General features: G+C 48.9%; 9 protein-coding genes. 3 read left to right on the top strand and 6 right to left on the bottom strand.

Going from position 1 to position 13,764, the window contains the following annotated elements; translation table 11 throughout:
- Positions 1 to 12: 12 nt before the first annotated feature.
- The 3 genes from pntB to ACOMG9_RS23555 form a co-directional block, all read right to left on the bottom strand.
- Positions 13 to 1,413 (bottom strand): Re/Si-specific NAD(P)(+) transhydrogenase subunit beta, encoded by a 1,401-nt coding sequence (gene pntB / locus ACOMG9_RS23565; protein ID WP_448218725.1) that lies wholly within the window; start codon positions 1,411 to 1,413, stop codon positions 13 to 15.
- Positions 1,414 to 1,434: 21 nt separating this feature from the next.
- Positions 1,435 to 2,967, bottom strand: a complete 1,533-nt coding sequence (locus ACOMG9_RS23560) for a Re/Si-specific NAD(P)(+) transhydrogenase subunit alpha (protein ID WP_422135872.1) — start codon at positions 2,965 to 2,967, stop codon at positions 1,435 to 1,437.
- A gap of 669 nt (positions 2,968 to 3,636) precedes the next feature.
- On the bottom strand, positions 3,637 to 5,232 hold the full coding sequence (locus tag ACOMG9_RS23555) for an isocitrate lyase (protein ID WP_422135871.1): 1,596 nt from the start codon (positions 5,230 to 5,232) through the stop codon (positions 3,637 to 3,639).
- A gap of 727 nt (positions 5,233 to 5,959) precedes the next feature.
- Between ACOMG9_RS23555 and ACOMG9_RS23550 the strand changes: the two genes are divergently transcribed.
- Both ACOMG9_RS23550 and ACOMG9_RS23545 read left to right on the top strand, forming a co-directional pair.
- Positions 5,960 to 6,400 carry a hypothetical protein gene (locus ACOMG9_RS23550; RefSeq protein ID WP_448218726.1) on the top strand — a complete coding sequence of 147 codons (441 nt, stop codon included), beginning with the start codon at positions 5,960 to 5,962 and terminating at the stop codon, positions 6,398 to 6,400.
- 11 nt (positions 6,401 to 6,411) lie between these two features.
- Positions 6,412 to 6,993, top strand: coding sequence for a homeobox domain-containing protein (locus ACOMG9_RS23545; protein WP_448218727.1), 582 nt, complete (start codon positions 6,412 to 6,414; stop codon positions 6,991 to 6,993).
- A gap of 346 nt (positions 6,994 to 7,339) precedes the next feature.
- Here the strand turns inward: ACOMG9_RS23545 and gorA are convergent, their stop codons facing one another.
- The 3 genes from gorA to ACOMG9_RS23530 form a co-directional block, all read right to left on the bottom strand.
- Positions 7,340 to 8,707, bottom strand: coding sequence for a glutathione-disulfide reductase (gene gorA, locus ACOMG9_RS23540; RefSeq protein WP_448218728.1), 1,368 nt, complete (start codon positions 8,705 to 8,707; stop codon positions 7,340 to 7,342).
- Between the two features lie 761 nt (positions 8,708 to 9,468).
- Positions 9,469 to 10,788: a dicarboxylate/amino acid:cation symporter gene (locus ACOMG9_RS23535; protein WP_448218729.1), complete on the bottom strand. Its 1,320-nt coding sequence runs from the start codon at positions 10,786 to 10,788 to the stop codon at positions 9,469 to 9,471.
- A 548-nt stretch (positions 10,789 to 11,336) separates the two neighbouring features.
- Positions 11,337 to 13,022: an NAD-dependent malic enzyme gene (locus ACOMG9_RS23530; RefSeq protein WP_448218730.1), complete on the bottom strand. Its 1,686-nt coding sequence runs from the start codon at positions 13,020 to 13,022 to the stop codon at positions 11,337 to 11,339.
- Positions 13,023 to 13,267: 245 nt separating this feature from the next.
- Here ACOMG9_RS23530 and ACOMG9_RS23525 point away from each other — a divergent pair, with 245 nt between their 5' ends.
- Positions 13,268 to 13,690, top strand: a complete 423-nt coding sequence (locus tag ACOMG9_RS23525) for an ArsR/SmtB family transcription factor (RefSeq protein ID WP_448218731.1) — start codon at positions 13,268 to 13,270, stop codon at positions 13,688 to 13,690.
- The last annotated feature ends 74 nt before the right edge of the window (positions 13,691 to 13,764 follow it).

Below are 13,764 nucleotides of genomic sequence, written 5' to 3'. Positions count from 1 at the left end.
CGGGGGGGCAGATCAGAACTGCTTAAGAATACCTTCGACGGTACTGTGGGCATCTCCGAAAAGCATACGAGAATTGTCTTTAAAGAACAGGGGATTCTGGACACCTGCATAGCCTGTAGCCATAGAGCGTTTGAATACCACGACTCTTTCTGCTTCCCAGACACGAAGTACAGGCATGCCTGCAATCGGGCTGCCCGGATCTTCAGACGCCGCCGGGTTTACAGTGTCGTTGGCACCAATCACCAGGACAACATCCGTTTCGGTAAAGTCGTCGTTAATCTCATCCATCTCTTCAACGATATCGTAAGGCACTTTTGCCTCGGCCAGCAAAACGTTCATATGACCTGGCAGACGACCAGCCACCGGATGAATACCAAAGCGTACCTTAATATTCTGGGCCAGCAACTTATTGACCAGTTCTCTCAGGGGGTGCTGAGCCTGGGCGACAGCCATTCCGTATCCGGGAGTGATGATCACGCTGGAAGCGCTTTTGAGCATTTCAGCGACTTCTTCTACATTGACCTCGGTGTATTCACCCTGTTCCTCACCTTCCGCTACAGTACCAGCTTCGGTGCCAAAACCACCGAGAATTACCGATATAAAGGATCTGTTCATGGCTGAACACATCAGGTAGGAGAGAATTGCGCCTGAAGAGCCCACCATGGCACCTGTTATAATCAGCAGGTTGTTGCCCAGCATAAAACCAGTAGCAGCAGCGGCCAGGCCGGAGTATGCATTGAGCATGGAAACCACAACCGGCATGTCAGCACCACCGATGCCCATAACCAGAGTGATACCAAAAATAAAGGCCAGACCTGTCATGATGATCAAAGCCAGAATGCTGTCCTGCTGTACGTAGATAATCCCCATCACAATGGCCAGAACAATCAAAGCCAGGTTGGTCCAGTGGCCACCAGGCAGTGATACGGGACGGCTGTTGATGTTTCCATTCAGTTTCAGGCAGGCAACAACCGAACCACTGAAAGTGATTGCACCGATGATGATGCCAATGAATATTTCAATGCTGTGAATCAGTTGATCAGTAGACGACACCAGCTCGGAAGCCGCCTTGACCAGTGATTCTGAAGATTCAATCGCACTTGAAAAGCCGATCAACACCGCTGCCAGCCCGCCAAAACCATTCAGGATGGCGACCAGCTGGGGCATTTCGGTCATTTCCACTTTCCTGGCCAGGAAGAGGCCTGTGGCTGTTCCGACAATCATCATAATGGTGACAAAGGTAAAGCCTTCGAGGTGTGCATAACCCAGTGTGGCCAGAACGGCGATGACCATACCGACCATGCCATAGAGACTGCCGCTCTTGGCAGACTCCTGACGGCTCAGGCCTGCCAGACTCATGACAAACAGCAGCGCTGCTATCAGGTAGGCGGACGATAATAATCCTTGTGACATTCCTGTTTACTCCCGCTGCGATTAATTATCTCTGATGAACATCTTGAGCATCCGCTGGGTCACAGCGAAACCACCGACAATATTAATCATGGCCACTAACAGGGCGATGCCCGACATAGCCAGAATAATATTGTTGTCACTCCCCATTTGCATCAGGGCACCGATCACAATAATGCCGCTGATGGCGTTGGTCACACTCATCAGAGGTGTGTGCAGGGCAGAAGTAACATTCCAGATGACGTAGTAGCCGATAATGGACGACAGAACGAATACAGTGAAGTGTTCCAGAAAGCTTGCCGGAGCTGAATGGGCAACCCATCCGAAGATGGCGGCACCTGCGGCGATCAGGGCAGGTTTCAGCCAGGGACTTGAAGGCTTCTCTTTCTTGACTTCATCAACCTTTGGCGTCGGTTTAGCTACCGGAGCTGCACTGACTTTAACAGGCGGTGGAGGCCAGGTAATGTTGCCCTCTTTCACGACAGTGAGACCACGGACTACTTCGTCCTCAAAGTCGATGACCAGGTTGCCGTCTTTCTCAGGTGTCATCAGTTTCAGCATATTCACCAGGTTGGTGCCGTATAACTGCGATGACTGGGTTGGCAGTCGGCTGGGCAGGTCGGTGTAGCCGATGACGGTAACACCATGCTTGACCACAACCTTGTCTTTTTCTGTGCATTCACAGTTGCCACCGGTCTGGGCAGCCAGATCGACGATAACACTGCCTGGTTTCATGGCTTTAACCATGTCTTCCAGAATCAGCTTGGGTGCCGGTCGACCGGGAATCAGGGCGGTGGTGATAATGATGTCGACCTCTTTGGCCTGTTCCATGAACAGGGCCATCTCGGCATCAATAAAGGCCTGGCTCATTTCCTTGGCATAGCCGTCGGAAGAGTCTTGCTCTTCCTCGTAATCCAGCTCAAGGAATTCAGCGCCCATGCTTTCTACCTGTTCCTTAACTTCAGGACGAGTGTCGAAAGCCCGAACAATAGCACCCATGCTGCCAGCCGCACCCAGGGCAGCGAGACCTGCAACACCGGCACCAATGACCATGACCTTGGCAGGTGGTATTTTGCCAGCAGCGGTAATCTGACCATTAAAAAAGCGGCCAAAGTGATGGGAAGCCTCAACAACAGCCCGGTAACCGCCAATATTAGCCATGGAGCTCAGTGCATCCAGTGACTGGGAGCGGGACAGACGGGGTACACTGTCCAAAGCCAGCACGTTGATGTTGCGCTGGCTGAGTTTGTTCATAAGCTCTTCATTCTGGCCGGGCCAGATAAAGCTGGCGAGGGTAGCGCCGTCTTTTAATAGAGCTATTTCGTCGTCTGTTGGTGCGTTCACTTTCAGAACGATATCGGAACCCCAGACTTCTGAGCGTTCTGCGATTTGAGCGCCAGCTTCTCTAAAAGCCGCATCATCAAAGCTGGCTTTGATACCAGCTCCACTCTCAACGATGACGTCATAACCGAGCTTTTGCAGCTTGCCTATTGTATCAGGCGTAGCGGCTACCCGGTTTTCGTTTTCCTGAATCTCTCCAGGGATCCCTATCCGCATATCGGTCACCTAGTGTAGCTATAAAAATGTTCTGGCAGACGTGGGCTGCCGATCAGTAGTTGTGCCTTCACCGTCGTTTTTCATCGTACCCGTACTGAGCACGACAATGGATCAAAGCTGTCTGTCTATACGGGAGTCGACGCTTGTCAGAACACTGTGTTTCTTCTGACCCTTCTTTCATAACCTGGGCCTCTGTGATCCGGCTCAATCCGGACTTCATCCATGAGAGGTACTCGGGCATGAGTACTGATCACGTATAGTATGTGATTTTAAGTTAAAAGGGTAATTAACTATATAGGTGGTATGTTTTGTGTGTGGAAATCTTTCGGGTTTTCGGTTTTTACGTGCAGTCATGTTCGAGTCTCTGTGGGTGTGTGGAGGTTGTTATGGATAATTTTGAAATGAGAATTTTTGATAATTTATTCGTAAATAGTGAATAAATTTTCTTGTTAAAAGGGGTGTCGTACGTAATAGTTTGGTAGGTTGTGTTAAGGTTTGATCCCAGTGTCCGGCGTCTACGGACACCGTCCGGGGTGAGCTGATCCTAAGTCTACTCAATGAATCAGGGCTTTGCTCAGTCAAAATAAATCAGGGCAGCGAGAAGCTGCCCTGAATGGTTGCGTGATATTTCACGCGGGGGAGGCGAACTATTTAGCCTGACTGTTCAGCTTAGCCGAACTGGTTCATGGTATTGTCTTCACCGGCCGCTTTCAGTGCAGCATCACCAGAGAAGTATTCTTTGTGATCATCACCCATGTCTGAGCCAGCCATATTTTGGTGTTTAACACAGGCAATACCCTGACGGATTTCTTTGCGCTGAACGTTTGCAACATATCCCAGCATGCCCTGATCACCAAAGTACTCTTTAGCCAGGTTGTCGGTGGACAGCGCGGCAGTGTGGTAAGTTGGCAGAGTGATCAGGTGGTGGAAGATGCCTGCTTCACGGGCAGCGTCTGCCTGGAAGGTACGGATCTTCTCATCAGCCGCCTGGGCCAGTTCTGTTGCGTCGTACTCTGCACTCATCAGTTGAGCACGGTCGTAAGCAGAAACGTCTTTACCTTCTTCGCTCCAGGCATCGAATACCTGCTGGCGGAAATTCAGAGTCCAGTTGAAGGACGGTGAATTGTTGTAAACCAGCTTAGCGTTCGGGCAGGTTTCACGAATCTTGTTAACCATCTCGGCGATCTGGCCAACGTGAGGTTTTTCGGTCTCAATCCACAGCAGGTCAGCGCCGTTCTGCAGAGAAGTGATGCAGTCCAGAACGACACGGTCAACACCGGTACCCTGACGGAATTGGAACAGGTTGCTGGGCAGACGCTTGGGACGAACCAGCTTGCCGTTACGGTTAATGATCACATCACCGTTTTTCATGTTTTCTGGAGTGACTTCTTCAACATCCAGGAAGCTGTTGTACTGGTCACCCAGATCACCAGGCTGGTTAGTTACTGCCAGCTGCTTGGTCAGGCCAGCACCCAGGGAGTCGGTTCGGGCAACGATCACCCCGTCGTCTACACCCAGTTCCAGGAACGCGTAGCGAACAGCGCGAATCTTGGCCAGGAAATCTTCGTGAGGAACGGTTACCTTGCCGTCCTGGTGACCACACTGCTTCTCGTCGGAAACCTGGTTTTCGATCTGGATACAGCAGGCGCCGGCTTCAATCATTTTCTTAGCCAGCAGGTAAGTGGCTTCTTCGTTACCGAAACCAGCGTCGATGTCGGCAATGATGGGCACAACGTGTGTCTGGTGATTATCGATCTGGCTCTGGAGATCTGCTTCTTTAGCGGTATCGCCAGCCTTGCGAGCAGAGTCGAGTTCGCGGAACAGACCGCCCAGTTCACGGGCATCAGCCTGGCGCAGGAAGGTGTAGAGTTCTTCAATCAGGCCAGCTACTGACGTTTTCTCGTGCATGGACTGGTCTGGCAGAGGACCAAACTCGGAGCGCAGTGCAGCAACCATCCAGCCAGACAGGTAAAGGTAGCGACGGTCAGTGTTGTTGAAATGTTTCTTGATAGAAATCATCTTCTGCTGACCAATGAATCCATGCCAGCAGCCCAGGGACTGGGTGTACTTTGCAGTGTCTGCGTCGTAAGCCGCCATGTCTTCGCGCATGATTTTGGCGGTATAGCGGGCAATATCCAGACCGGTTTTGAAACGGTTCTGCGCTTTCATGCGAGCAGCGTATTCGGGATTGATCGCTTCCCAGGAAGAGCCCTGAGTAGCTTTCAGTGAAGCAATTGCGTCAATATCATTCAGGTAGTTTGACATAATCAGTCCTTCCGTTTTCACGACGTTATCAGCGTGTTTTGATGATCGGCGTTTTTAGTCAGAGACATGCCGATCCGGTGACTGCATTCTGTGATTTGTGAACATTTGTGACAATCCTGTTGTTTTTATCTTTGCTATTTATTTTGTGAATAGTGGTGTTTTTTTATACGGCATCAGAGAAGTGTTGACACTGAATAGCATTATTTTTCTGTTTAATTATTACAATAAAAACAGGTGCTTATGTTTTTTTCTTTGGAAAGATGGCGGAATATGCGACCATGGAATTGTATACATTGTGTGTTTGATTATCTTGCAAGGGTTTCTTGATAAAATTCCTTTTTCTGGTTTCGTTTGTGATTTTTTGATAATTGATATTTCAGGCGGGGGGATACTCCTTGAGCAGATATCACAAAGTCACTCAATACCTGCTCTATAAAGCGACGCGGCAAAAGTCTTCTATGGCTGGTGCTTTTATGCACTAATCACAGCCTCGCGAAAGGCTGCGCGAGGAATCGGGGAGTCAAAGCTGCAAGCCGATGGCAGAAATCCCATAAAAGGCTGAGTCCCGAGGGCAATCCTGTCACCTTCCTGCATGGTTTAGCTCGGATGTCTGGAACTTCTCCGGCAAGAGGATCATTCCAGCTATCCATCTGCCCAATCCTGGGGCAAATACCTTGTTAAAGAGGTTTCGCAGGGGCGCGAACAAGACGGCTTAGCCGTCAGAAATATGCCTCATCCTTCTGCCATTAGCGAACATCCTTTGGAATGGTCTTCTGTGCAAGCCTGCCCAGCTTCCACACCTGACTTACCACAAGGCAATCTTGATCATGAATTAAAAGAGTTTCTGAAAAGGTTTGCCGAGTGTATGAGCAATGGGCAACCATTGCCGGTCAGTGACTATAAACCATTCATCAAGTACTTCGGGAAGTTGCCGCCTAATGCTGACCCTGATCAGCTTGATTCTGAAGATTACCTCCTGAAAATTAAAGAAGATCCTTGTTATATAGAGCAGGTACCCCAGGAAAAGTTAACACCAGATTTGTGTGTGCAGGCATGCACGAGACTTAATTATGGGAATTTGCAGTATGTTCCTGAAAGGATTAAGACCGATGAATTCTATCGGGCTCTGGCACTTGAAGAATGTAATGCGCTTAACTGGAGAACCTGAAAAAAGATTGGGTGCCATTGTGGGTCAAGCCGACTGAAGACAAAGCTCCTGGGAATGCAGACATTGTTAACCAGGGAGCTCACTGGTGTAACAACAATATTGATGAGGTGGTTGTAGCAGATCTGTTTATTAAACAGCAATCACAGCCGTCACCGGCACTGACTCTCGACTTGTGGGGAACTAAAGAGCCTTCAGCTTCAAAAGATAAGAGACCAGAGACATATTCTTCTGTCTCTGCCGTAAGCAGTGGAGTCAGGGAAAATCAGGCGAGTCTTCTCGAACAGGAGATAATGCAGGAAGGTATTCAGAAAATCCTTGAAAGTAGTGTCGAAGTTTCACCAAACTCTCAGGATGAAGTCGTTGCAGAGATAGTTCGGACAGAACTTAAAGAGCAACATTTGGAGTCTCTTTATGATTATTTCCTGAAGCACCTGTACCCTTTGTACAGCAACCCCATCGCATCTGATGAAATATCCCAATATCTTGGGTTGCACAAGAGCCAGGTTAAAGAATGGCTGATTCGTGCAGTAGAGGGCGGCGTTTTAGTCAGGAAAACACGACCTGTTCGTTATCAATGGAATAAACCGGTGTAGCTTGTTCCGATGATTCTGAGTTGCGGTACAAATGACCTGTAAACGTCAGTTCTTTATTACCACAGCTTAGTTATCATTCTGCAAATTCGCTGTCATGAGAAGTTGCTTTTGAGCTGAATGTTTGTTGATTTATGAAACCTGTATAGGACCCTGACTCGCTTTCTGCAAGCTACTTTTCGTAAATCAACTTGAGATCAGCAGTTATTGAGACACACCGTACCCTCACAGTAGGAAATTTACACGACTGTGAGGGTATGGATCAGGATAGGCAAAGTTGCCAAATTATTACGATTTGTCGAAATTATTATAAGTTGTCAAAACTTTTGTGGTTCTCCAAGAAAAAGGATCACCTCATAGTGACGAATTCTTCCGCAGAGGTCGGATGGATAGCCACTGTATTATCAAAGTCTGCTTTGGTTGCACCCATTTTCAGTGCCACTGCAAAACCCTGCAGCATTTCGTCGGAGCCATGACCGATGGTGTGAATGCCAACAATTTTCTCTTCTTTACCCAGGGTAACCAGCTTCATGCGGCTTGGCTGACGGTGACTGGTCAGCGCACTATACATGGCGGTAAAGCCGCTGGTGTAAACCTTAACGTTTTCCTCACCATGACGTTCAATGGCTTCGCTTTCGCTCAGACCCACGGTGCCAATCGTAGGGTGACTGAAGACGACAGTCGCAATATTGTCGTAGTTCAGGTGTTCTTCGGGTTTGTTGTTGAAGAGTCTTTCTGACAGACGACGTCCGGCTGCCACTGCAACCGGTGTCAGTTCGATCTTGCCAATGTTGTCACCTACCGCATAAATACCAGGCACATTGGTGTTCTGGAACTTGTCGACAGGAATGTAGCCACGCTCATCGGTTTCGACACCCGCTGCTTCCAGATTGATGGAGTGGGTGTGTGGCTTACGACCTGCAGCCCAGATAACCGTATCAACTGTCAGGCTGTTGCCATTTTCAAGATGGATGGTCAGGCTGCCATCACTTTCTTTGGTGATCTCCTTGGGTACAGAATGTGTGTGCAGGGTCGGGCCTTCCGCTTCCATGATCTCAACCAGAGTATCGGACAGCATGTCGTCGAAGTTGCGCAAGGGTTTGTGCTTGCGAACCAGAAGGTGGGTTTCACTGCCCAGGGCATGGAGGACCCCCGCCAGTTCGACGGCAATGTACCCAGCCCCCAGCACTGCAACACGCTCAGGACGTTCTGTCAGTTCAAAGAAGCCGTCAGAGTCAATGCCGTATTCAGCGCCTGGAATGGATGGGACAGCAGGCTCACCACCGGTGGCGATGGTAATGTGATCAGCCGTGTATTGAACACCGTTCACTTCAACGGTTTTGGCATCCACAAAACGACCGTAACCTTTTATGACGGTTACTTTGTTGTTACCCAGTACCCGGTCATAGGACTGATGAATACGACTGATGTAGGCCTCACGGCTTTCAACCAGCTTGCTCCAGCTAAAGTTTTTCAGGATTTCTTCACGGTTCAGATCAAAACCGTAATCCGGACCATAGTGGATGGCATCGGAAATCTGTCCTGCAAACCACATGGCTTTTTTGGGAACACAGCCAACGTTTACACAGGTGCCGCCGAGGTATTTGGCTTCAATAAGACCAACTTTTTTGCCGTACATGGCAGCCCGATTAGCAGTACCTATGCCGCCGCTACCACCACCAATGACCAGGTAGTCAAAATGAGTATCTGTAGTCATGATTATTTCCGATAAATTCCAAGTGCGATTATAAAGACACTATATGGGCAATCTCTCGAATTTAAATCTCTCAGGGTCAAAATCCCCGTTGCCCGGGGTATTCTCAGTTTATGAAATTCTGTAAGCGTTACGTCAATATCTCACTGTTACGGGACTACTTCCCACAGGTAACACATTCAGGCTGGATAAAAATACCTATTGGGGTAGGGTCTCGCGTCGGATTGTACGTATGCCAAGGGGTGTGGCCAGTTTCCAAAAAATTGGCACGTCGATTGTATACATAGGGTCGAAAGCAAGAAAAACTGCCGAAAATAAAAACAATAATGAGGCAGATGAATCGACTGACAAAAACAATAATAAAAGTCGATGACCGTACAAGCGGATTGGTTTATAGGGTGTTTTTTTGTGGTGTAGCAACCAACAGGGAAACCGGAGCTGAGAAGAATTGCAGAAGCAACGCGAGCATCCGGACATACATGGAAGGATAATAAAGCCATTATCCACACAGCCTGTAAACCAATCCGCTTATTTTTATGTTCAATTACCTTCCGTTAAAACTCTCTATTCCTTCATCTCCTTGTTTCTGACTGACGACTGTCAACGCTCGTTTAACGTTCTGAATTTATGTTGCCGAACAGTGGTTCTGATGAGTCAGGCTTACAGGAGGCTGAATTGCTGAACTGTGCAGCAGGGATGGGTGAGTTTGAGGAGGTGGGAGGAGCGTAGCCTTGGGGCTACGCTCTGCTGTGGTCAGTGATCAATCAGGCAGTCCGGACCTGCTGCTCACCGATGTGGTGGAAGTCGATGTTCTCATCGCTTTCACCGGCTTCAAGATCGTTATAAACCTTCAGATCCATCTCGCCTTCGCTCTTGGCAACGATACAGGTTACAACACTGTCGCCTGTTATATTGACAGCGGTACGTACCATATCCAGCAGGCGATCTACACCCATGATCAGGGCAATACCTTCCAGAGGCAGGCCTACCTGCTGTAGAACCATCGCCAACATAACCAGACCCACTCCGGGTACACCCGCAGTACCGACAGAAGCCAGAGTGGCTGTGACGATCACCATAAGATAGTCACCCATGCTCAGATCTACACCAAAGGCCTGGGCGATAAAGACCGTCGCAGCACCCTGCATGATGGCGGTACCGTCCATGTTGATGGTACTGCCCAGGGGGATGGTGAAAGAGGCCACCTTATTGCTAACACCCATACGACGAGTTACGCCTTCCATAGTGACCGGGATAGTGGCGTTACTGGAGGCTGTGGTAAAGGCAAACATGAAGGCATCCTGCATTTTCTTCAGGAAGATGCGCGGACTCAGACCTGTAGTGATTTTTAACAGACCGCAGTATGTGATGAACAGCTGCAGAGCCAGAGCCCCCAGAACGACCAGGAAATACTGAATCAGGTTACCGATAGCACCCAGGTCAATTGAGTAGAACAGCTTGGCCAGCAGCCCCATCACACCGTAAGGTGCCAGGTTCATGATCAAAGTAGTCAGCTTCATCATGACTTCGTTCAGAGCCACAAAAATCTTGACGATAGGCTCAGCAGGTTTACCCGCAGCAGCAATGGCAATACCGAACAGCAAGGCAAATACGATGATTTGCAGTGTGTTACCGGAGGCCATGGCTTCGATAGGGTTAGCCGGGAACATGCCGATGATGACTTCAGACAGCGAAGGTGCGGTGGAGGCGGCATAAGAAGAAGCGCTTTCCAGGTTGGCACCTTCACCCGGGCTGACAAGCAGAGCCAGACCCATAGCCAGACTGATGGCAATACAGGTCGTAAGCAGGTAAAAAGCGACTGTTTTTCCGCCCAGACGACCCAATACTGTTACGTCTTTGAGGGAGCAGGTGCCGCATACGATGGAGGTGAATACCAGAGGTACTACTATCATTTTCAGAGCGGTCAGAAATATTTGACCTATGACGTTGAATACGCCATTTACCAGGTAATGCTCAATAAAAGTATTACCTGTAAACTGACGCATTATCAGGCCAATAGTCAGGCCTGCCACCATGCCGATCAGCACTTTGGTTGTGAGTGAAAGTCGAATCCACTGCTTCATATTTATTTCCTATGTTACCAAACACGTATCTCTCATTGTTCGCTTGTCTTTGTGTTGCGAGAGAGAATTATGCCGGAGGCATGTCAGATCAGACTTTCTTGGAGGTCTTATTGCTGAGTAACCCAAGCGATTTCTTTGAACGCTTATGGAATTAAACTGACCCGCCGGTTTTTTCGGCAGGGTTGTACCGATCAAAAAATTGAACCGGAGTCCCCGATTTCTCTTACAGCTTAAGTTTGTTTGGTACGAAGCAGGTTTGATATAGATCAATAAAGGGATAAATAGTGATAATAACCCGCTATTTATGACACTATTTCTCGATTTATATTGAATATCTGGTGGATATAACTACTTCTTGGCGGCTTTTTTTAAAATGTTATTCAGTCTGGTCTGATTGGGCCTTGAAATGAGCGCCCAAGCTTTCAGGGGTTCATGATAGCGATAAAAAAGGCAGAGTAATGGGATAAAGAGAGACCAATTACACGTCTTGCGACGTGCAATTGGAGAGTGATGCTGTTATCAGAAGGGCAATCTGGCAGAAGTGCAAGCTAGCAGAAAGACATGCGAATGCGACGATACTCGGGGCTCCAGCGTTTTGTTCTGATCTTTTGTTCCAGATCAGTCAACTCAGTGATCGGGGCCAGACCGTCCTTCTGGGCCTGAAGAGCAACAGCGAGAGCAATATCGTTGGTGACATGCTGAATGCGATTCAACAAAGGCAGAAGAGGTGCTTCTCTGCTCACCAGAGCAGGAGAAGCGAGTGCCAGTGTTTCTACAGCAACGTCGAGCATCTTGTCAGTAATGCGACAGGCGCCGGAAGCCAGCACACCCAGACCCAGACCGGGGAAAATATAGATATTGTTGCACTGGGCAATCGGGTAAGCGCGGTCATCGAGCTGAACCGGCTCAAACGGGCTGCCAGTAGCAATCAGAGCCTTGCCGTTAGTCCATTTGATAATGTTTTCGGGCAGAGCTTCTACCTGACTGATCGGGTTCGAGAGTGGGAAGATAATGGGCTGCTCATGGTTGATCGACATGTTCTCAATAATGTCCTGAGTGAACAGGCCGGTTTGACCGGAAACACCAATGATGGCGTCTGGCTTGGCAATGCGAACGACATCCGCCAGAGACACTGCGCCCTCGGCTGACCAGCCTTCAATATCGGCAAAACGCTGAGTCAGCTTCTGCTGGAATGGACGGAGGCCTTTCATCTGGTCGTGCACCAGGCCGTCACGATCAACCATGTAGATGCGCTTGCGAGCTTCCTCGTCAGACAGTCCGCGGCCCACCATCAGACGGATAATTTGTTCAGCGATCCCACAGCCTGCAGAGCCTCCACCCAGGAAAGCAACGCTCAGATCTTCAATGGATTTGCCAGCAGCCTTGGCTGCAGCCATCAGGGTAGCAGCAGTAACAGCGGCCGTGCCCTGAATATCATCGTTAAAGGTGCAGAGCTGATCACGGTACTTTTCTAGCAGAGGCGTAGCGTGGTTGATCGCGAAGTCTTCAAATTGCAGCAGGGCGTTTGGCCAGCGACGTTTAAGTGTCTGGATAAACATATCGACAAATTCGAAATAATCGTCCTCACCGATGCGCTCATGTCGCCATCCCAGGTAATTGGGGTCTTTCAGCAGCTTTTTGTTGTTAGTGCCACAATCCAGAGTAATGGGCATTGTCAGGTTGGGCGTAATGCCACCCACGGCAGAGTAAAGAGATAGTTTACCGATGCAGATACCCATACCACCAATACCCTGGTCGCCCAGACCCAGGATACGCTCACCATCAGTCACTACGATGACTTCAATGTTGCGCTTGAAGTTTGCCAGCATGGCATCAATCTGAGCGCGCTCAGGGAAAGAGATGTAGAGGCCGCGAGGACGACGATAAAGATCGCTGTATCGCTGACAGGCCTGACCTACCACAGGGGTGTAGATGATAGGCAACATTTCCTGAAGATGACGCTGAACCAGAGCGTAGAAAAGCGTTTCGTTGGTATCTTGCAGTGAGCGCAGGTAAATATGTTTGAGAATAGGAGTGGGCTTGATTGCAAAAGATTTATAGGCGCGGCGACACTGCTCTTCCAGTGTTTCTACACGGGGTGGCAACAGACCATGGAGGTCCAGTTCGCTGCGTTCTTCAAAAGTAAAGGCAGTGCCCTTGTTCAGCAAAGGATTTTCAAGAAGCATACGACCTGAAAGGCCAGTATGAATGCTGTTGGAATCTAGGTCGGTCATTATTCAGTTCCAGTGGTGGTTCTGGAGAGTGCATCAGATGTTAAACCCACAATGAAATTAGCTGCACTTCGTGCAATGTGTGGGCTATGACGGACAAACCCCTGGATTCTGGACTTTATACCAGCTTGCAAGGGTGTCTATCACTGTCAATAACGGCCGCTTAGGATAAATCCTGATCTAAATCTTAAATAGACAGGAAAAGCCGAAGCACCCATGCGTGTTTGTTACAGGATTCGCCTCTGTCGATGGCACTAATTGTATTAATCCGGCATGAGCTGATATTTTTAGCCCATGGCGGCTTGAACTCAATCTACTTTTTACAATGTAACTCTTATATGACTGAACTCCATCAGCCCTGTTGTACTGAATTACCAGAAATGTCTTCAGAGCAGTTGGCCAGGCTGGCCTCACTTTTCAGGCTGCTGGGGGATGAAGGGCGCCTCAAACTGGTTATGGCCTGTATTGATGAACCACAACCGGTCTGCTGCCTGTCAGAAATATCAGGTATGTCTCAACCACTGACCAGCCATCACCTCAAAGGGCTCAGAGAAGCCAGAATTCTCAAATCTTCCCGCCGTGGTAAACAGGTATTCTATGAGCTTGATGACCATCATATACGGCATGTTGTGTTGGATCTTGCCAATCATGTTATGGAGCCCTCCGACTGAGAGTCTAGAGTTTTACTGCACTTGGCGAACAGTATCTTTGGATGGCCGCATTCTAAACTTTACCGTTCATCGGA

This window comes from Endozoicomonas sp. PH6C (genome assembly GCF_059322965.1).
Note: the sequence above shows the minus strand (reverse complement) of the source record. Positions and strands in the feature narration are given on the sequence as shown.